Annotated in this window: 14 protein-coding genes; 5 read left to right on the top strand and 9 right to left on the bottom strand. The window is 55.4% G+C overall.

Going from position 1 to position 21,007, the window contains the following annotated elements; all coding sequences use genetic code 11:
* Positions 1 to 33: 33 nt before the first annotated feature.
* The 4 genes from ACM6G4_RS05210 to acs all read right to left on the bottom strand — a co-directional run bounded on the left by ACM6G4_RS05210 (position 34) and on the right by acs (position 4,881).
* Entirely contained in the window at positions 34 to 732 is a 699-nt protein-coding gene (locus tag ACM6G4_RS05210; RefSeq protein WP_056724135.1) for an ABC transporter permease, read from the bottom strand.
* The gene (locus tag ACM6G4_RS05205; RefSeq protein WP_015096506.1) at positions 729 to 1,418 is read right to left on the bottom strand and encodes an ABC transporter permease; all 690 of its coding nucleotides are present in this window, start codon (positions 1,416 to 1,418) and stop codon (positions 729 to 731) included. Before ACM6G4_RS05205 ends, ACM6G4_RS05210 begins: the two co-directional genes overlap by 4 nt.
* A gap of 91 nt (positions 1,419 to 1,509) precedes the next feature.
* Positions 1,510 to 2,286: an ABC transporter substrate-binding protein gene (locus tag ACM6G4_RS05200; RefSeq protein ID WP_056724133.1), complete on the bottom strand. Its 777-nt coding sequence runs from the start codon at positions 2,284 to 2,286 to the stop codon at positions 1,510 to 1,512.
* 639 nt (positions 2,287 to 2,925) lie between these two features.
* Positions 2,926 to 4,881, bottom strand: coding sequence for an acetate--CoA ligase (acs, locus tag ACM6G4_RS05195; protein ID WP_409078348.1), 1,956 nt, complete (start codon positions 4,879 to 4,881; stop codon positions 2,926 to 2,928).
* 483 nt (positions 4,882 to 5,364) lie between these two features.
* Here acs and ACM6G4_RS05190 point away from each other — a divergent pair, with 483 nt between their 5' ends.
* From ACM6G4_RS05190 to ACM6G4_RS05175, 4 genes are all read left to right on the top strand, one after another.
* Positions 5,365 to 5,628, top strand: coding sequence for a DUF2790 domain-containing protein (locus ACM6G4_RS05190; protein WP_056725860.1), 264 nt, complete (start codon positions 5,365 to 5,367; stop codon positions 5,626 to 5,628).
* A gap of 185 nt (positions 5,629 to 5,813) precedes the next feature.
* On the top strand, positions 5,814 to 6,089 hold the full coding sequence (locus ACM6G4_RS05185; protein ID WP_150726075.1) for a hypothetical protein: 276 nt from the start codon (positions 5,814 to 5,816) through the stop codon (positions 6,087 to 6,089).
* Positions 6,090 to 6,615: 526 nt separating this feature from the next.
* A complete protein-coding gene (locus ACM6G4_RS05180) occupies positions 6,616 to 7,863 on the top strand; it encodes a ribonucleotide-diphosphate reductase subunit beta (RefSeq protein ID WP_007978181.1) in 1,248 nt (415 codons plus the stop codon).
* A gap of 414 nt (positions 7,864 to 8,277) precedes the next feature.
* Positions 8,278 to 9,864 (top strand): DNA cytosine methyltransferase, encoded by a 1,587-nt coding sequence (locus ACM6G4_RS05175; protein ID WP_414913193.1) that lies wholly within the window; start codon positions 8,278 to 8,280, stop codon positions 9,862 to 9,864.
* A 178-nt stretch (positions 9,865 to 10,042) separates the two neighbouring features.
* Here the strand turns inward: ACM6G4_RS05175 and ACM6G4_RS05170 are convergent, their stop codons facing one another.
* The 5 genes from ACM6G4_RS05170 to ACM6G4_RS05150 all read right to left on the bottom strand — a co-directional run bounded on the left by ACM6G4_RS05170 (position 10,043) and on the right by ACM6G4_RS05150 (position 19,829).
* On the bottom strand, positions 10,043 to 11,815 hold the full coding sequence (locus ACM6G4_RS05170) for an AIPR family protein (RefSeq protein ID WP_414913192.1): 1,773 nt from the start codon (positions 11,813 to 11,815) through the stop codon (positions 10,043 to 10,045).
* Positions 11,812 to 12,822 (bottom strand): PD-(D/E)XK motif protein, encoded by a 1,011-nt coding sequence (locus ACM6G4_RS05165; protein WP_414913191.1) that lies wholly within the window; start codon positions 12,820 to 12,822, stop codon positions 11,812 to 11,814. Before ACM6G4_RS05165 ends, ACM6G4_RS05170 begins: the two co-directional genes overlap by 4 nt.
* The gene (locus ACM6G4_RS05160; protein WP_414913190.1) at positions 12,806 to 15,682 is read right to left on the bottom strand and encodes a Z1 domain-containing protein; all 2,877 of its coding nucleotides are present in this window, start codon (positions 15,680 to 15,682) and stop codon (positions 12,806 to 12,808) included. Before ACM6G4_RS05160 ends, ACM6G4_RS05165 begins: the two co-directional genes overlap by 17 nt.
* Complete coding sequence (locus tag ACM6G4_RS05155) at positions 15,679 to 17,172, bottom strand: ATP-binding protein (RefSeq protein WP_414913189.1); 1,494 nt, start codon at positions 17,170 to 17,172, stop codon at positions 15,679 to 15,681. The genes ACM6G4_RS05160 and ACM6G4_RS05155 overlap by 4 nt, the downstream gene beginning before the upstream one ends.
* Before the next feature lie 146 nt (positions 17,173 to 17,318).
* The gene (locus ACM6G4_RS05150; protein ID WP_414913188.1) at positions 17,319 to 19,829 is read right to left on the bottom strand and encodes a sigma-70 family RNA polymerase sigma factor; all 2,511 of its coding nucleotides are present in this window, start codon (positions 19,827 to 19,829) and stop codon (positions 17,319 to 17,321) included.
* Positions 19,830 to 20,343: 514 nt separating this feature from the next.
* On the opposite strand from ACM6G4_RS05150, the gene ACM6G4_RS05145 reads away from it, so the two are divergent.
* A complete protein-coding gene (locus ACM6G4_RS05145; RefSeq protein ID WP_414913187.1) occupies positions 20,344 to 20,763 on the top strand; it encodes a very short patch repair endonuclease in 420 nt (139 codons plus the stop codon).
* The last annotated feature ends 244 nt before the right edge of the window (positions 20,764 to 21,007 follow it).

The raw sequence follows: 21,007 nt of genomic DNA, 5'->3' as shown, positions 1-21,007 counted from the left end.
TCGGTTCTCACAAAAACAGTCAGTCAGTGGTATTCAGTGCTTGCGCGGGGCCAGGTAGCCCAGCCAGCGGCGCTCGGCCATCTTGAACAGCTTCACCAGGATGAAGGTCAGGCACAGGTAGAACACGCCGGCCGTGATGTACGCCTCGAACGGCAGGTAGAACTGGGCGTTGACCGTGCGCGCGGCACCGGTGATGTCGATCAGGGTCACGATGGACGCCAGACTGGTGGTCTGCAGCATCATGATCACCTCGTTGCTGTACTGCGGCAGCGCACGGCGCAGGGCCGACGGCAGCAGGATGCGCTTGTACATCTTGACCCGCGACATGCCCATGGCCTTGGCCGCTTCGATCTCGCCGTTCGGCGTGGCACGCAGGCTGCCGGCGATGATTTCGGCGGTGTAGGCGCTGGTGTTGATCGCGAACGCCAGGCACGCACAGAACGTTGCGCTGGACAGCCACGGCCAGAGGAAGCTTTCACGCACCGCTTCGAACTGCGCCAGACCGTAGTAGATCAAGAACAGCTGCACCAGCATCGGCGTGCCGCGGATCACATAGGTGTAGAGCCAGGCCGACATGTTGACGACCGAGTTCTTCGAGACGCGCATCAGGCCCAGCGGCAAGGCGCACAGCAAGCCGAAGAACAGCGACAGCGCGAGCAGTTTGAGGGTGGTCACCAGGCCGCCGAGGTACAGCGGCATGGCCTCCCAGATGACGTTGTAGTCGAAGATCATAGATCAGCCGCCCTTACGCCTACCGAGTAGCGCTTCTCAAGGTGACGCAATGCCAGCAACGACACACTGGTGATCACCAGGTACATCGCCGCCACTGCGAGGAAGAAGGTGAAAGGCTCGCGGGTGGCATCGGCCGCCTGCTTGGCCTTGAACATCATGTCTTGCAGACCCACCACCGAAATCAGCGCGGTAGCCTTGGTCAATACCAGCCAGTTGTTGGTGAAACCCGGAATCGCCAGACGAATCATCTGCGGCACCAACACCCGGAAGAACACCTGGAAACTGCTCATGCCGTAAGCCATGCCGGCTTCGGCCTGGCCCTTGGGGATCGCCATGAAGGCGCCACGGAAGGTTTCCGACAGGTACGCACCGAAGATGAAGCCCAGGGTGCCGATACCGGCCGCCAACGGGTTCAGGTCGATGTACTCGTCAAAGCCGAGCAGCGGTGCGACGCGGTTGAGCAGGTCCTGGCCACCGTAGAAAATCAGCAGGATCAGCACCAGGTCGGGAATACCGCGGATCACCGTGGAATACAGGTCGCCCAGCCAGGCCAGCCAGCGCACCGGCGACAGACGCAGTGCCACGCCGATCAGGCCCAGAACGATGGCCATGGCCATGGACGACAAGGCGAGCTGAAGCGTCAGCCAAGCGCCATCGAGGATGACAGCCCCGTAGCCTTTCAACATGATTCAGGTCCTCGAAAGTTGGGATGAAAAAATGGCGCAAACCTCAGAGATCCTGTTGCTTGCGCCATTTCGGACTTGTCGCTGGGACGAGTTACTTGCCGTAGATATCGAAGGCGAAGTACTTGTCCTGGATTTGCTTGTATTTGCCGTTCGCACGGATGGCCGCGATAGCATTGTTGAGCTTGTCCAGATCTTCCTTGTCACCCTTGCGAACCGCGATGCCTACGCCGTCGCCGAAGTATTTGACGTCGGTGAACGCAGGGCCGACGAAGGCGAAACCTTTACCGGCGTCGGTTTTCAGGAAGCCGTCATCCAGAAGCGTAGCGTCTGCCACGGTGCCGTCGAGGCGGCCGGCGGCCACGTCGAGGTAAATCTCGTTCTGCGAACCGTAAGGCTTGATCTCGGCACCCAGCGGGGCCAGGACTTCGCGGGCGAAACGCTCGTGGATGGAACCACGCTGCACACCGATGTTCTTGCCCTTGAGCTCGGTCAGGCCTTCGCTGACCTGAGTGCCGGCTTTCATGACCAGGCGAGCCGGGGTGTTGTAGTACTTGTTGGTGAAGTCCACGGACTTCTTGCGATCTTCAGTGATCGACATGGACGACAGGATCGCGTCGATCTTGCGCACCTTGAGCGCAGGGATCAGACCGTCGAACTCTTGCTCGACCCACACGCACTTGACCTTCATTTCTTCACACAGGGCGTTGCCGATGTCGTAGTCGAAACCAACGATGCTGCCGTCCGGTGCCTTGGACGCGAACGGAGGGTAAGCCGCCTCGATACCGATTTTCAGAGGTTTTTCATCGGCGAAGGTTGGCAAGGACAGCACGGACAGTGCCAGGGCGCCAAGCAGCACGAGTTTCTTCATCTTGGGACTCCATCGGTAAAGGGCAAAAACGGCAGAGTGAGCAACAGCCCAATATGCGAGTGAGTGGAACCGGAAAGCAGTGCTGCGTCCTGGGAAGCGGGTGTTGAAATTCAACACGAGCAACGACGAGCGAGTGATCGGCATTCTAACGACAGGCCCGAGGCCGATATTTCTTCAATGCGACAACTAATTACAGAAGCACTGAGAAAGCCGTTTTAGCACGTTGACAGCCCTGCAAAATCATGCAAGAGCAAAAGATATTGAACCGATCTATATTGCAAATTGCGGGCCTATTATTGGCAAACCCTTCTAATCCGGCAAGCGCAGTGTAATGGCTTATTTTTTTCAAGGGCATTTAAGGACCGGATTTGAGTACCGACGTTTCCCAATGCCCCGCATTGGCGCGACGCGGTTACACATTCAGTAACCTGAAAGAACGCAGGTAACAGTAGGAAACCGCCCACAGAGGAAGCCGATAATTATTGGTTGAAGATCAAATGATCGCAGCCTTCGGCAGCTCCTACATGAATCGCGTTCCTCTGTAGGAGCTGCCGAAGGCTGCGATCATTTGATCTTCAAAAACAAAAGCCCCGCCAGGCTCAACACCTGACAGGGCTTTCAGTGACTCAGAACCCGCGCTTACGCGACATTCATCGTCTTGTGCGTATCAATCAAATGCTGCACCACACTCGGATCAGCCAGGGTGGAAATATCACCCAACCCATCGTACTCAGCCGTCGCAATCTTGCGCAGAATCCGGCGCATGATCTTGCCCGAACGAGTCTTTGGCAGCCCCGGCGCCCACTGGATCACATCCGGCGAAGCAATCGGACCGATCTCCTTGCGCACCCAGTTTTTCAGTTCCAGGCGCAGCTGCTCGCTCGGCTCTTCACCGTTTTTAAGAGTGACATAAACATAAATGCCCTGCCCCTTGATGTCGTGCGGCACACCGACCACTGCGGCTTCGGCGACTTTCGGGTGAGCGACCATCGCGCTTTCGATCTCGGCGGTGCCCATGCGGTGGCCGGATACGTTGAGCACGTCGTCCACGCGACCGGTGATCCAGTAGTAACCGTCAGCGTCACGACGCGCACCGTCACCGGTGAAGTACATGCCACGGAAGGTCTTGAAGTAAGTGTCGACGAAGCGGTCATGGTCGCCAAACAGCGTACGTGCCTGACCTGGCCACGAATCGAGAATCACCAAGTTGCCCTCGGCCTCGCCTTCGACGATGTTGCCCAGGTTGTCCACCAGGGCCGGCACCACGCCGAAGAACGGACGCGCCGCAGAGCCGGGCTTGAGCGCGTGCGCCCCCGGTAGCGGGCTCATCATGTTGCCGCCGGTCTCGGTCTGCCACCAGGTATCGACGATCGGGCAACGGGACTTGCCGACATTCTTGTAGTACCAGTCCCAGGCTTCCGGGTTGATCGGCTCGCCGACCGAACCCAACAGGCGCAGGCTGCTGCCATCAGCACCTTCAACGGCAGCGGTGCCCGAGGCCATCATGGCGCGGATCGCGGTCGGTGCGGTGTAGAGGATGTTGACCTTGTGCTTGTCGACGATCTTCGCCACCCGGGTGATGTCCGGGTAGTTCGGCACGCCTTCGAACAGCAGCGTGGTCGCGCCGTTGGCCAGCGGGCCGTAGACGATGTAACTGTGGCCGGTGACCCAGCCGACGTCGGCGGTGCACCAGTAGATTTCACCCGGGCGGTAGTCGAACACGCGCTCGTGGGTCATGGCTGCGTACAGCAGATAGCCGCCAGTGGTGTGCTGCACGCCCTTCGGCTTGCCGGTGGAACCCGAGGTGTAAAGGATGAACAGCGCTTCTTCGGCGCCCATTTCTTTCGGCGCGCACACGGTGCCGGCCACTTTCATCAGGTCCTCGAACCAGATGTCGCGATGCTGGTTCCACTTGATGTCGCCGCCGGTGCGCTTGCACACGATGACTTTCTGGATGCTGCTGGTTTCCGGGTTGGTCAGCGCGTCGTCGACGTTGGCCTTGAGCGGGATCTTCTTGCCGGCACGAATGCCTTCGTCGGCCGTGATCACCACTTTGGATTTGCAGTCGATGATACGACCGGCCAGGGCTTCCGGCGAGAAACCGCCGAACACCACCGAGTGAATCGCGCCGATCCGGGTACAGGCCAGCATGGCGACCACGGCTTCGGGGATCATCGGCATATAGATAGTCACCACGTCGCCGCGGTGTACGTCCTGGCCACGCAGGGCGTTGGCGAACTTGCACACTTGCTCGTGCAGTTCGCGGTAAGTGATGTTGCGGCTTTCGGCAGGGTCATCGCCTTCCCAGATGATCGCGACCTGATCACCGCGCTCGGCCAGATGACGGTCGAGGCAGTTGTAGGAAACGTTCAGGGTGCCGTCGGCGAACCATTTGATGTCGACATGGTGATCGTCGAAGGAAGTCTGCTTCACCGTGGTGAAAGGCTTGATCCAGTCGAGGCGCTTGGCTTGCTCGCGCCAGAAGCCGTCCGGGTTGACGACCGACTGCTGGTACATGGCCTTGTAGGTCGCCTCGTCGGTCAGCGTGTTAGCCAGAACCTCGGGACGAACGGGATACAGGGAAGCCGCACTCATCTTTCTTACCTCGGTGGAATAGTTGTTTTTGTATGACCCTGTTTTAGCCGGGCCGGGGCTATAGAACCATTCGACGATGGTAGTAACAAGCCCCTACAAATTGTCGTAAATAGGTCCCCAGCCTGCCAAACCGCAGACGTTTCGTCGTCCCCCAAACGAGGTAGGAGCTGCCGCAGGCTGCGATCTTTTGACCTTGCTCTTAAAAAACGGGATCAAAAGATCGCAGCCTGCGCCAGCTCCTACACAGGGCGTAATTACCCAGTTTTCGGGGATTGTTACGAAATACGTCAAAAGTGTTTATCAAATCCACGGCTATATGAACGAGGCGCGTACACCTAAAATCAGCCACGCCAACAAGGCAACCTGATTAACCCAGTTGCAGCCCCCACGAAGGCAGTTAATCAAAACCCTGATACCGAAGCTCCACGCGCAATCCCAACAAGATTGCGTGCCCCCTTTCGACCTCCAAAAGGTAAATCCGAAATGAAAGCTTTATTAGTTCTGGCCCTCAGCAGTCTGTGCGCAACCGCCATGGCAAACGAGGTCCCGGCTGATGTCGCGCAGCAACAACCGGCAATAGAGGAATACACCTACTCCACCCATCTGGACATCGCCAAAGTGATCTCCATGAGCGAAGCGCCGAACGTGTGTGAAGTTGTACCGATGAAAATGGAATACGAAGACTCTCACGGCCAACGACACATCCTGCGTTACAGCGCCATGGGCAACGGCTGCTCTAACGGCTGACCTCCTGCTTCACCCCCAATAAGGTTCGAGCCACCCGCCGCGATCAGGCAGATGAAGCGTCGAACCTTAATGATCGATTAGTTCGATTGTTTTAAGCATTTATTTGCGCTTTTTAATCGAAATAGTCGGCGTAGTATTGAATGCAACCCAAGACAAACAACACCTGCGAAACTGGAGTAACGACCATGAAAACCCAACTGATCCTCGCCCTGACCCTCTCCGTACTGGCTGCCAACACCTTCGCCGCCGATGGTTACGACCGCACCGGCTCGGCGGCTTACACCACTGAAGCCGCTGTCGCTTCCGACGGTTCTGACCACACCGGCGCTGCCCGCCTCGCCGCCGATGGTGCCGATCACGTTGGTGCAGGCAAACTGGCTTCCGATGGTGCCGACCACACCGGTGCCGCCCGCCTCGCTGCCGATGGCGCTGATCACGTCGGTGCCGCTCGCCTGAGCTGATCCGCCAGCGTGACTTCACAGCCCGACTTCGGTCGGGCTTAGTTGTGTCTGGAGCCTGAGAAAACCCCACCGAAACACAAGATGTAGTGAAAAAAGCCTTTTTTGGTTATTTCTTGAACAAAAATAATCCGGGGCAAAAAATCAGGAAAAAAAATCTTCCCCCGCCAACGCCCTTCAAAGCCCTGTAAACCCTCACTCCAACCGAAAAACGGCCCCCGTCGACCGATCCGTGAGCCATTTCGCCGCACCACAGCACGCAAAACTTCCCTATAATGCGGCCTTAAACGGGCCTGCAATATTCCCTTACAGGGACGAAAAGCCAGTCTGAAGCCCCGCACATGCGATCAACGCTTGCTGCGCCCATCAGTGGCTCTCGGAACCCCGTACAAAATTCTGTTTGATGCCTGCGTATAGCTGCCGCAAAAAACGATTCCTTTAGATCCAACGCGGCCAGTAAGGCCGTGTGAAAAACCGACCATCCAATTTCACACGGGCACACTGGCCCTCACGCAGGAGACGACACGTCATGCTGAGCTGGGACGAATTCGACAAAGAAGACACGGAAGTAGCAGTCAAGAGCGCCAACGCTGGCCACGCCACCGAAGCCAACATGGACCGTCTCGACAGCGCCGGCGGTGCCGCCGCCCTGGAAGCCCGTGCCGTGACCGCCGCTGACTCCGCCGCCGTTGCCCGCGCCAAAGCCGCCCTGGACTCCCTCGACGTCGCCGAAGGCCTCGCCGAACTCGAAGGCGCCTCCGCCCGTGTCGCCGTTGACGAAAAGCGCATGATCAACTGCCGCGCCGACCTCAACCAACTCGTACCCTTCAAGTACGACTGGGCCTGGCAGAAGTACCTGGACGGCTGCGCAAACCACTGGATGCCGCAAGAAGTCAACATGACCGCCGACATCGCCCTCTGGAAAAACCCGGAAGGCCTGACCGACGACGAGCGCCGCATCGTGATGCGCAACCTCGGCTTCTTCTCCACCGCCGACTCCCTGGTTGCCAACAACCTGGTCCTGGCCGTGTACCGCCTGATCACCAACCCGGAATGCCGCCAGTACATCCTGCGCCAGGCCTTCGAAGAGGCGATCCACACCCACGCCTACCAGTACTGCATCGAATCGCTGGCCATGGATGAAGGCGAAATCTTCAACATGTACCACGAGATCCCATCGGTCGCGAAAAAAGCCACCTGGGGCCTCAAATACACCCGCTCGATCTCCGATCCGAAGTTCGAAACCGGCACCGTCGAAACCGACAAAGAGTTGCTGCGCAACCTGATCGCCTACTACTGCGTCCTGGAAGGCATCTTCTTCTACTGCGGCTTCACCCAGATCCTCTCCATGGGCCGCCGCAACAAAATGACCGGCGTCGCCGAGCAGTTCCAGTACATCCTGCGCGACGAATCCATGCACCTGAACTTCGGCATCGACGTGATCAACCAGATCAAAATCGAAAACCCGCATTTGTGGGATGCTGAAATGAAGGAAGAAGCTTCGCAGATGATTCTGCAGGGCACTCAGCTGGAGATCGAATACGCTCGTGACACCATGCCTCGCGGCGTGCTGGGCATGAACGCGGCGATGATGGAGGACTACCTGAAGTTCATCGCTAACCGTCGTCTGTCGCAGATTGGGTTGAAGGAAGAGTATCCGGGGACGACTAACCCGTTCCCTTGGATGAGCGAGATTATGGACTTGAAGAAAGAGAAGAATTTCTTTGAGACGCGGGTTATTGAGTATCAGACTGGTGGGGCTTTGAGCTGGGATTGATTCCCTAGTTTCTCCGCGATTTGACGATGGCGTCATACATCGAAAAATCAAAAAACTGAAAGCCCCGATCTGATCGGGGCTTTTTTTGTTCGGCCATGGATATTCCCCCCTCACGCTTAGAAAATACCTACAACACTTACAGCAGCTTCCACCTCAATGGCCACCCAAAACTCCTAACCGTTATGACAGCCCGACCGTTGAGGCCTTTGCTACAAAATGAACTGGGTCGGAAGCCTTACCGCGTACCTACATTCGGTGGAATTCAGCACCTCAACTTCAAGTTCATTTCTTGCCCGGTACCTAGTGAACCGTTACCATTTATCGCACATAGGGCGTGTCACTTCTGGGCCGCAACTCACCTGAGCGCTACAGTGCGCTTTTTTTATTTTCGTCTTAGGCGCATCAACTAAACCAATGAAATATAAGGATTCTATCCCGGTCATCGACCTCTTTGCCGGCCCGGGCGGACTAGGGGAGGGATTCTCTTCAATCGGTGGCCCTGAGAAGGGAGTGCGTAAGTTTCAGCTACGTGTCTCGATCGAGAAAGATCCTGTCGCTCACGCGACTTTATCCCTCCGCGCATTGTTTCGCGCTTTTCCAAAAGGCGAAGCACCGGAGGCTTACTACCAATACGTCCGGGGCGAAATTACTCGTGAAGAGCTTTTCAAGCATCCAGACGTACCGGCAGAAGCAGTGGAGGCGGCACAAGAAGCTAAGCTCGCAGAGCTTGGTAAAATTTCGCCCGATGAGGTCGACAATTGGATCAGGGAAGCTCTGATAGGCGCAGATGAATGGGTACTCATTGGCGGCCCGCCGTGCCAAGCATACTCAGTAGCAGGACGTGCCCGTCGAACACGCGAGAGCCAAGAGGAGTTTGAAAGCGACGAGAAGCACTTTCTCTACAAAGAGTATCTGCGGATTATTCGCGAGTTCAAACCGACGATCTTCGTCATGGAGAACGTGAAAGGCATACTGTCCTCGAAACACAGCGGCTCGAACATTTTCCAGCAAATTCTCGAGGACCTCTCGACTCCTGGTGGCGATCTTTCGTACAACATCCGTTCCTTAGTCGTCCCTAAAGATGTGGAGAAACCAGATCCACATGACTTTGTCATTCAAGCGGAACGTCACGGTCTTCCCCAGGCTCGACACAGGGTTATCCTGCTTGGGGTTCGCTCTGACGTTGCTTCGAGCTGTCCTGCTTTATTGGAGCGTCCGCAAAAGCTTGTAATGGAGCCCAGCAAAACGGTTTTCACAGTTGGACAGGCTTTATCAGGACTCCCTCCAATACGGAGCAAAATTTCAAGGGGAGGAGATTCCCTCGAAGCCTGGCTCTCAGCCTTAGATGAGGCCAGCTCTATGCTTTTACGGCCTTATGTGGCTGGCTGGGGGGATTTAATAGATACGATGAAAGATGCGGCTGTTAATGCACAGCGGCTGAAATCTAATGGCAGTGGATTCATACCCTGGAAAGTAGCTCCAGAAATGAGTGCCAAGCAACGTGAGTGGTTTCTCGACCCCAGACTAAATGGGGTGCTACAGCATGAGGCTCGGAGCCATATGCGCTCTGACCTGCATAGGTATATTTTTGCAGCAAGCTATGCACGGTTGAAAGGCACCTCACCAAAAATACACCAATTCCCCGCCCAACTTCTGCCAGCTCATGAAAACGTGTCTTCCGACTCCGTTCCCTTTAGTGACCGTTTCAGAGTTCAAATGGAAGATGGTCCGTCTACCACAGTTGTCGCCCACATAGCTAAAGATGGTCATTATTACATTCACCCGGACCCAAGCCAGTGCCGCAGTTTGACTGTTCGCGAAGCCGCGCGACTGCAGACTTTTCCTGACAATTACTTCTTCGAGGGAAATAGAACACAGCAGTACACACAAATCGGAAACGCAGTCCCGCCGCTTCTTGCTAGAAAGATCGCAGCTGTTGTTGCTGAAATCATCGACTCCTATCGTTCAGGAAAAAACCACCAAGCCTCACTTAGCATTTGATCGAACAAGACAGACTATCGAGCAACGCAATCTGCGTTGGGTAGTTTAAGGGGGGGGCAGACAGCCCTCCCGCCCCGAAACTATCTGGCGAGTTTTCAGCCAACCTCAGCCAATGAAAATTCGCGACTTACTAAGCCTGCGCCCATAGTTTTGAGCGTTCTGTCTGAGTCATGGGATGTCAAAGCGCCTCAGGAATATCTGCCAAGGGAGGAGAGAACGGTCGAGAGAACATTGCCTCTAGACACTCTGGACGCTTTGCCCATTCAGAGATCATCCTCCCGTTTGCTGTCTCATGAAGACGATCATTGACCTCCCGAGCCCAAATTTCGATCTGCTTAACAAGCTGAGGAGAAATACCCTGTCTACTCCAGACACGCTCGTGGTTAAAGGACTTGCCATAAGCTTGAGAAATTAATGCAACAGTGTAAGCCGCAACGTTCGCGAGAAAGGCAGGCACTAATGGTCGCGCAGTCTTGTGGACTGCCTTGAATAACAGAGCTTTCGAGACAATTGCCTTAAAATAAGAAACATCCGGAGTAAAAACTGTACCTTTAGCTTCAACGTCAGTCATACCAGACATGAACCGGTCAAAGCACTTCTGTGCGCCAAGACTGACAACATCAGCTTGGCCATCCCACGCAGCAGAGTACTTTGCCAACTCAGTTTTTGTTATTTTCCTCGAGGTTGGTACAGACTCCCTCAGGGCGCGAAGCTTAGCTGGAGTGACGCCTTCACGTGAGAGTAGAGTGTTGTAACTGCCCGCAGCCCTCTCGTAGAACCATCGGCCCATGCCATCAGGGCAATAAACCGAAAGCGATAACCGCTCAATATCAACATGGAATGGCTTGTTGGCTGATAGATCTGATTGCCGAACAGCATTTTGACTGTTGGCATAGCGCGAAATATCGGAGACAAGAGCCTCCTCTTTTGCAGGATCTTGCTCTTTCATAACGATGATTTTGGCTGGAACGCGAACTTTGCTCAAATCCGTTTCTGCATATTTTTTCTTGGCGAAGAAAATTGAAGCTGTAGTTTGGCCACCATTAACGATTTGCATGCCACGCAACCAAGCGATACCTGGCGATCCATCTACGGTACGATCCAGTCGCATCTCATCTGCGACCAATACTATCCCGTTGTTATAGGCCATGAATCTTTCCGGGGCACTCCGCAAAGTATTCTGGAGTCCCGCATTCACGCCCTTGGCCTTCACGCTTAAGAATGAGCGCACATTGGCCTCAAGCAGGCGAGGTCCAAACTTTTCATAAACGAACCGAAGCGCCTCACCTGGGATTGCGGTAAGTGCATAGTCATAGTCCCCTGTTTCGCCTGGTACGAAAACGCACGGCAGTGGAGAACCTGACACCTCATTGAAGTCAACGACAAGCTCATCACGTGGCTTACCTTCAGAACGATGGCGAAAAAGTCGCTCAATATCCATGACTTCAAGCTTCACGTGCTTTCCGCCAACGTCTCGGGCTTTGAAGCTCTTCGATTTGGCTATACCGTCCGTAAGTACGTAAACACGTACCTGTTCAAGCCCGTCGTAAATTTCTCGAATCGTCAGCGCCAGGGAATGGACGTCACTTGACGGATCAAGCTTTTCGGCAATGCGGCCAGCTGCACAGAGCTCCAAGAAGCGAACACATTGGGCCGCCGCTGTCTTGACGTCTTGATCGGGAATCGGGCTCAGGCTTTCGAAGCCTTCGTACAGACTTACGAACAGGTCAAGCTGGTCAGCGTCTTCAGACATGGCATAACCGCTCAAACGCAAATTCGCATTTCCGACCTTCCCCTGAAAGTGGCAGACAACTGGGTCGAAAGTCATTCCCGCATCAACGAGGTGCTGCATCACCACTTCGGAAAAAACGAGTTCGCCGAAGGGGGGGCCGTCAGACATAAGCGTCGCTATCTCGCCCCGGGTCTCAGTGAAAAAATCATCAAGCGTCATCCATTTACTCCTAATAGTTTGAGAGCCGCCTCGAGATCTAACAGGAAGTCCCCAGCGTGATCCAAATTGATTTCGTATAGGGCTCGCGTTACACCGACAGGGACGGTCCCTGTAGTCAACCGAGGGAAGCCCTCAGACATGGAGAAAACTCGCATTTCCTTCCGCTTGAACCTCCGGGTGTAATGCCTCGAGTGGAGTTCGGTGTAACCGGCAACCATCAATCTTTCTTTGAGGAAATCGACCGATCCTGGCTCGCCGCCGAGGCGTTGCTCGGCCTCCGCAACAATTTCAGGGAGGGTAAGCCCATCATCCTCACGAGCGAACCGGACGGCAGCGAGAAAGAGTGGCGATGCCACCGAGTCGTCCAACTGCTCCAGGGAGGCTATCTTCACTGGGAAGCCAGACGAGGACATCGTCGCCTTTACCTCAATCGCTCCGTCACCCAACAGAAAATCCTGCAGAGCGTCGTCGGGCCCAACCCAGCCTCTGAGCACTTCCTCAGTCGAAATTCCCGAATCCATTAGAGCGACCATAAAGACGAGCTCGCCCACCAGACCAAGCTCCGCCTCGGGACTGAGAGGAACCGCCCCACGGGACATGAACTGCTGCCACATGCGAACCCTGCGCAACATTGTCCGCAAAACGGCATCCTCGCCCTCTCCAGTGGAAGCGTCCATAGCTCCGGCGACATCACCGACCATCTCTGAGAACAGCTCGGGGCTGCCGGACTCCTTGCGCGACAGGGCTATCCAAGTCTTGCCGTCACCACGAGGATCCGCCCGAACGACCTCGAACCCCCTGCCCTCGGGCAGTCGTTCGGACGATCCTAGGCGGGCCGTCGGGAAGCGAACAAGAAGAGACTCTTCGTTGCCCGGGCAGCGCCGGGCCGCCATGAGTTCGCACTTACCGACGGAAGTCACTGCGATGCCAAGCCAGCCCCCCTCCTCCCCTCGACTCCCGGAGAGTGCGTCCCAAGCTGCGACGAACTCGTCAATCGGCCGGCGCATACTCAGTCTCCCAGAGCAGGTGATCCACTTCGTACTTGACGGTTGTCGTCGAACGGCTCGCGGGGAAACTCACTCCGAAGCCAATGACGGGATGAGCGTCCACCGGGAGTCCTGCACCGCAAGGGTCAATGGGGTATATAAGTAGAAGGCCTCGCTCGGGATGGCCAAGAACTCCTTTCGCACCTAACCCTCGAACCTGTCGAACGAAGCCCCCGCTCGGGGCTTTAGGCGGCTCCTTGCCTGTCTCTTCCGTCCTTCGCGCAGGGTCCATCATCCTATCTTCGACTGTGAGATTCAGAGCGGCCATCCAAGCGTCCTCATCGAGATCGATCGACTCGTCTCTGGGTGATAGAAGGCGCCCGATGGAGTAATGCTCCCCTTTCGAACTTGGATTTTGGTTTCGAACAATCATGTTTCCTAGCGCATATTTTCCGCAGATTACGCAATCCGCTCCTTCGCTACCGCCTACAAGTGCAATGGTCCAAGACGTGAGTTCCCCCCTTCCTGCCATCACCTTCACGAAGTCGGCCAGCACGGCGCTGTTTACCTTCCGCGCGGCAGGGTGAGTCAGATACCCAGAGAAGAACTCGATCACGTGCTCGGCCGGAACGTTACTCCAGAGAAACCCCTTCCACTCTTGAGTGTTCTCGCCTCGCTTCCGGACGATTGAGCCACTCTCCGCAGGAGTTCCGGCAGCGTCGAGGAGCCTCTCCATGACTACTAGATTCTTCTCGATGACAGAGGAGTCACGATGAAAGGCGACGGTCTCAAGTACCGATCCGCAGAAGGAGACTTGCAGACTCTTGGCACTGCGCATCTTGATAGGCGAGGTAACCATAAGAACGGGGTGCGACTGAACCTTCATACCGTAATTCTCGGGGGTGGCATGTACCTTAGCCATGGTGTCGAACTCTTGACGAAGCTCCTCCGCTGCATCTGTGATGTGTCCGAACCACTCCACGAGGTCAGAGGTCGTATAGAGGCGGCAGATATCGAGGTATCCGGGACGGTAGCCGAACCAACGGCCCATCTGCATCAGGGTGTCGTACATCTTCGTGGTTCTCACGAAGTAACTGACGCAGAGCCCCTCGAGGGTCAGGCCTCGCGCGAGTTTGTCGCCGCCGACAGCGATGACCTTCAGCCCGGTCTCTTCGCGTTCCGCATAATCGAGGACGTCCCCCGCCGAACCATTGATCGCCCTGACGCTGCTCGCCAAGTCTCCCAGGACATCCGCCAGAACAGCTTCTACGTCTTCCCATTCCGGGAGGTCGAACTCACCGCCCGTCTCACCCATGGCCGTTGCTACGGCGGCCGACGTCGGAGCGAAGTCGGAGTCCCAGAGCTCCCGCCACTCCGCCATTAATTTGTCTTTCTCGAAGCCGCGTTCTATCTGCTGGCGATAGCCCCTCACTAGATTCTCGACCTGGCGACGGACCTCCTCCTGAACGGCGGTGTAGCGAGTTACGTGAATCAACATCGAGCAGTGTCTGCGACCCTGTCCACGTAGGACCCGGACAGCGCAGACCAGAACGAAAGCCGAGACTGCCTCCCTAAGGGATGGGGGTACTTCGTCGCGCCCTTTGAACAAGGGAACGTGGTTCTTATCGTGCCGCGGAGGCATCCAGCCGCCCTCTCCTGTCTCGGCCGCCTGATCGTCAACCTCGCGAGTCAAGGGTAGACCTCCAGCTCTGCCCTCTGTCGCGCGCAGTCCGAAGACACGGGCAGGGCCGACGTAATTCGATGGTGCAGAGATGTTGATGATGAAAGACTGCGGGAACAAGTCAGCCCCCTCCTCCTTGGTCGCCTTGCGCCGATCAATGAAGATGTTAGCGAACGGAGTAGCGGTGTATCCCACATAGGCTTTTCGGGAGAAGGAGTGGAGGATTTTTCGGATGCGGCTATTGATGGCCTTCGGCTGGTATTCGTCGTCCACGGAGCCGTCCTTGCTTACCACTTGGTCCCCGGTATCGACCGAGGCGTGATCGGCCTCGTCGTCGATCAAAAGCAGAGGAAAGCCTGATACTAGCGGACGGCCGTCCGCGTCCTTAGAGTCCGCGACATGATTGCGAATCCATTTGAGGAGGCGATCTAGCACCGTCTTGTTCTTTTTGACGACGAATAGCCAAGGCCTCTGCTCCGGGGAGATAGCTAGGTGTTTCGCGACCTTAGTGTTGAAGTCGCCATTGTCCGAGCGGTTCGTCGCGCAGTTGGGGCGGATCTCAGAGTCGCGCCCGTTCTCGCCGACCCCGATGTAGCGGACGACGTCGTTCTTCGCCGAGGTCTCGTAGCCGAGGAAGCCCTCCTCTAGGCGAATCTGGGTCTGGGAACGCAGATTGTTATGGAGGCCTGCAAGCACAATGATGATCTTGTAGCCCGCGTCGGCCGCTTTGCAAATCAGCCCCGTGTAGTTACCCGTCTTACCGGACTGGACATGTCCGACGACGAGTCCGCGCCTGTCCCAGCCCTCCTCGCGAAGAGGATCCTCAAGCAGTTCGAGGATTTTGTTGGTCGCATCGTCCAGGGCGTCCACAGCCTTGACGGAGATCTGGCTCTCAAGGAAATCGCGGTAGCGCTGCCAGTAGCGCCAGTCTTTTCTGCGGGCGGCGATAAGCCAGTCCTTATGACCAGTCTTGTCTGATAGTGTGGACGCTCCGCCGATCCAGAGGCTGAATCGACGAATGAGTTCTGCGACGGCCTTTTTCCGGTCAACGTTTTCGCCCGGGACCATATGAGTCGCGACAAAGTCGACTTTCTCGGCGATGAGCGTGGGCGTGACCGAGCCCTTCTCCATAGCCTCAACCAAGAAGGTCTGAGTGACGCTGACGACTCGCTGAAATACCTTGTTCTGCTCTTCCGTCATTCTGCTTTCCCTTCGTCAGGTATCGCCGCGAGACTCGGAAGGGACGCGACAAGATTGGGGTAGTTCTGAAAAGGCTCCGTCAAGGACAGGGAAGTGACAGCCATCTCGGGGCTCATTCCTCGTCGCCCGACCATATCTCGAAAGAGCGTCAGAAGGACCGTTTTGACGCCATCGGGAGCCGTCTCGGGCTCTCCTGAAAAGCCGGTCTTTGGGGTATCCTTGTTTTCAGCTGTGTCGAGCCATATCCGCTGGACAGGCACTGTCTCCTCGACGACACGTAACATGGCCCGAACAAGGTCAGCATTACCGCCAACCGCCTCAATTACCGCAGCCACCGCTGGATGCCTCTCGTCGATGCGGTACCGAACACCATCCTTGAGCCTATCGACACGCCATGCCTGGTGCTCAATCTTGAGCCCTCCCGGCCCGGGTATTGGCGTACCACGATAAGCAAAGACTCGTCTGGCTCTTTCTCTCGTATCCTCGGCCAACTTCGTAAGCCATGGACGCACGGTTACGGGAGGTCGAGCAGTGGACTTCTTGACGTCGATCTTCCAAGCGGAGTCGGCAGTATTAGGAATGTCCAATCTGATCCTGGCAAGCCGGTGAGGCTCCTCTCGATTCCATGCGCGTCCCTGCCCAATCCCAAGCCACCCGCCTGCCAGAAGCAAACGATGGTTCCGATATACGTAAAATCCTTGTTGAGAGGTCCACCCTTCTGCTCCCCCCGCCCTAAGGAATTCCTCTTCGGAAAGCCGATCTTTGTGTGGTAGAACATGACATTGAGCCTCCACGATGCCTGATGGCGTGAAGATTCGGGCGACTGGAGAATGCCAAGGTTTCGCAGGGTGCCCTGTCATAAAGGGATCCCACGGTCTAACCAACTTGTCGTTGAGGAACAGCCAGAAAATCGGGCTCGCACCTTCTAACAGGCGATGGAAAACCATTGCCAGACGTAGCTCCACATCGTCTACCAAGTTGGCAAAGTGGTCGAGGGTATAGCCAGGCGTGACAATTCGATCCAACTGCTCCCAGAGGACTATTGTTCCGGAGTGAAGTGCATCGGCTGGCTTAACGAAAGCTTCAGAGCCTCGGGCTGGCCCTTCAAACATCCTCCAACCAACATCCGTCGATGCCGCAATGGCATCGAGATCCCAACGCAGGCAGGAAACTGAACCATTCATCCGTCTAGACGCAACAGTGAGACAGCGGCATTGAGAGAAAGAAGCGGTTTTTAAGCCCATCCCAAATCGACCGAGATCACTAGGCGCACGGTCATCGAGGGGACTCTTAGCCCCAAGAGTCATTGCTGCCTCTAACTCAGAGTCGTCCATGCCTCGCCCGTTGTCCAAGATGGAAATCCGACTTCTCTCACCATCCCAAGCAAACGTCACATGAATTTCTGATGCTCCGGCGGAAACACCATTGTCAATCACATCAGCTAAAGCTGCGGCGGTCGAATATCCGAGGCCACGTAGGGCTTCCAGCATCGCGCCGGCTCGCGGTGGGGCATACCTGGTGCGTTCGTTCATTTGACGTAAGTAGTCCCAGAAAGAAGTGTGAAACCGATATCAACCATCCGGCGAGCTACTTTACTAACCCAAGCATCCGGCTGTGCTGGCAGTAATACGTGAGTTCAGCCATCACCAGAAGGTTGCTCTTCAACGCGAAGGCCAAGAGCCCTAGCTTCTTCTAAAGGATCGAATAAACGTCGCTCGTGAGGAATGACACTTGTCTCCGCAGGAGGCTCGGACAAAGCAGATTCATCTAAGACCTGATGAACGTTCTCCAAACCCTCAGCTACTGATTGACGAGGCTCACCTGCACCGTGGTGCTTGGCACATTCAGTTGTGACCGCCCCTGGCTGGTCCCCTGAGGACAGGGACTGTTTTACCTCAAAGTAGTCGCCCACATACAAGGCTAACTTTTCCATTCTTATCGGATGGCATAGCTTTCTAAGTGCCTTCGACTCGATTTGTCGAATACGCTCACGAGTGACATCAAATAGGGACCCAATCTCTTCCAAGGTCATGGCGTCATCAGGACCCAAGCCAAAACGGAGAGTGATAACCTTGGCCGAACGCTCGTCAAGTTCTCCAATCATGTCTAACAAAATTGCCCGTAAGGAAGCGTTTTCTGCTGCAATAGCCGGGTCTGATGGCTCCTCCTCCAAGAGGATATCGAGCAAGGAGGTTGTGGAGCCTCCAAAGCGTTCGTCCAAACTGCTGACCTTCTCGAATACGGTCAAAAGAAGCTTGAGCTTATCGAGGGCTATCCCCGTTCGATGGGATGTCTCGCGTTCGCTTTCAGCCCCCCCCATCTGAAACTCAAACTTATCCCGCTCACGTAAAATACTCCTTGCCAAGTCTTGCATGTGAACAGGAACACGGACCGCTCGCTCCTGATTAGCAATTGCACGCGAAATTTGCTGGCGAATCCACCATGTCGCATAAGTGGAAAACCTGAACCCTTTGCGCCAGTCGAAGCGTTCGACCGCCCTCATCAAACCTATGTTGCCTTCCTGCACAAGATCATCAAAAGGAAGCTCAGACCATCGATACTTATTGGCTATAGAAAGCACCAAGCGAAGGTTGGAAAGAATCATCCTTTCCCGCGCCGCTTCCTGGCGTCGAATCGCAGAAGAGAAGCTTGCACCTGCCAAATCACAATCTGCCTTTCTCGAAAGCTCGATGAGAAAAACTCGGGAAAGATTGGCGGCGGCAAGCGCATCACGGACTTTCAAGGAGTCATTGCCGGCAGAACGTGCAGCTGAAACTGCAGACACAAAGGTTGCTGCGACCGAATCAAGTCCGAATTCATCGTCCTCGTACTCAACTTCCTCACGGGAGGGTGTCTCACTTGAGTTCTCGTTACCTTCACCTTCGCCAACAAGATCATCTCGAGAGGTGAACGCCTCATGACTTGCTTCCCCGCGAGCTACCTTGTCGGAAGCTTCAAATACGACACCAAGGCCCAAGGGCCAACAAGAGAGCGCATCCAGCGCCTGTCCCCTTGCGACCTCCATCTCCCGACCTAAAGCGATTTCCTCTGCTGCCTGGAGTAGGTTTTTTTTCAACCCCTTTGCGTAAAACCTCAGCGGCTCGTTGCGACCTGATGCCAGGTCTTCTACGAACTCCAAGGCCTCTGATAACCTCAACTCTTCATCAGTTGTCGGCTCGAGAAGATCCGACTGCTCGGCCAACCCCGCCCACTCATCAATCACAACGCCGAGATCGCCTAAAACGAAAGTCAGAAGACGTTCAGCGTCTTCATTGCGGGTGATGTCAGCGCCTAGACATACATCGATAAGAGCTGTCTCGGATACTGTACCCTCGCGCAGCCCCCGGAAGAGCAGGCCACGGATGCCCCCGCCATCATCACTCGCTAAGGGAAGAGCCCTTTCTGGAAGAAACAGATCGACATCGTCCCATTCCACATCGGTGTCGATCGCCTTGTGTCGACCTATCGTTCCTTGAAGTGCGCTGATTTCTTCAGCTACGGTTATATCCCCCTCTGGGGCAACCGCTTCGGACTCTGCCACCCAGTCACCTTCGAATCCCCAATCGAGTGGCTCGTCGTCAAGGTCGATCAGATTTGAGTGCGCCTCCGCCTCGGCGGCCACGACAATATTCTCGCCAGATCGGATGCAAGGCTGCTCCTCGCAGATAGCGGGCACAAGAACTGGGCGGGCGTCGGACACAACTACTTCTTCATCGAACTGAGACGCCACCTCAGCCGTTTCATTCTCCGCATCGTGACATGACGACTCACCCAATAAGGGGGGATGTAAGAACTCCACCGTTTTCACGTCGGACTGAGACGAGTCTTCATCGTTGTCGTCGTTTTCATTTACTTGGTCGGAAAAACCAAGAGCATCTCTCAACAGAGCGATACATTGGGGACACTCACCCATTTCCGCGTATGCGAGAGCGTTCCTACCTTCGGGGTCGAGCAACTCTGCCTTTGCTCCAGCGTCCAAAAGCAGCTGCACAATGCCCTTTTTCTTTCGGGCGGAGGCCAGCATCAACGGAGTAGCGCCTCCCCCGTCGCGAGCATCGAGATCATCACCCCGCGCAATGTGGAGTTTGACCGCGACCTCGACACCAGCAATAGTCGCCATGCGAAGCAATGGATTCAGTTTAACCACGGCACAGTCCAAATGCCCATGCGCCTGCCTCACAAGTGGCTTCCGCAACTATGATTCGAGAAATGAGTTTTCTGCATCTATCTATTTTCAGGGCCGACTCCTTGTCCATGTTCCACTTGCAATTTCAAGCCCCCCCACTTAAAGGCGGCATTAAGATGACCTCAACGAGAAAGTGATTGAATGTGGCGTGGGACCTTTCAAAAACCACTTATGTCGATCTGTCACTGAAGCAGCTTGCAGTGGCGCAACGCCATTCACAATATCCACTTGTCATAAACACGTAAAGGAAGAGCGGCGCCGACGCAGGTTCAGAGTAAAAACTGACCATGGTTCGAGAGAATCTTGAGTCAGAGACACCGCGTGTCGGTACTCTGATGCAAGTGATCGCAGTGTCTGGTGCGGTACTGTTGTACTGTGCTTATCTGTTTGCGCGCCTTGGTGACACAGTTGATGCTGTGTCGAGAGTCTCGATCAAAAAGTTGAGTAGATGGACAAGCCCGGACGCATACATTGAATGAGTGCAGATATAGTCTCCCCAGAACACCGCTCCAAAATCATGTCCATGATCAAGGGCAAAAACACGCAGCCTGAAATGGTCGTGCGATCGGTGTGCCATGAAATGGGGCTTCGCTATCGTCTACATAGGAAGGATCTTCCGGGAAAACCTGACTTGGTGTTCCCCAAATACCGATTGTGCGTATTCGTCCATGGCTGCTTTTGGCACAGACATCCTGATTGCAAATATGCGTACACACCCAAGAGCAGGCTGGACTTTTGGCTGCCAAAACTGGCGAAGAACGTGGAGCGAGATGCTGATGCACTGCAGGCGCTACACACGCGGGGATGGAGAGTGGCGATCATTTGGGAATGCCACACCAAAAACAGAGAGTTCCTACGTACTGAAGTCCGGAAGATATTCGGTTTGAGTGCTTAGGCTCTAGATATTTTCGATTGGAAAGTCATGTCAGATTTTGAAAGGTTGACCCTGCGGCACTGAGCCTCTAGGCTTTCGATTCGGCGCCTAAGAAACGCCTTAAACCAGAGCGGTCCTCCGCACCCGACAGTCATGCGGCTTTTTTTCGTCTGCGGTTTCTCTACGTCTGCGAAAAATCCCCGTTATGTCGGGAGTGGGCGAATACAAGACCCGAAAGGGGAATATGTCCGGCCCGTCTCTGGTG

The sequence above is a fragment of the Pseudomonas sp. IT-P258 genome, assembly GCF_949767825.1.
GTDB lineage: Bacteria > Pseudomonadota > Gammaproteobacteria > Pseudomonadales > Pseudomonadaceae > Aquipseudomonas > Aquipseudomonas monachiensis.
The sequence above is the reverse complement of the archived record's forward strand: the minus strand, read 5'-3'. Positions and strand labels throughout refer to the sequence as shown.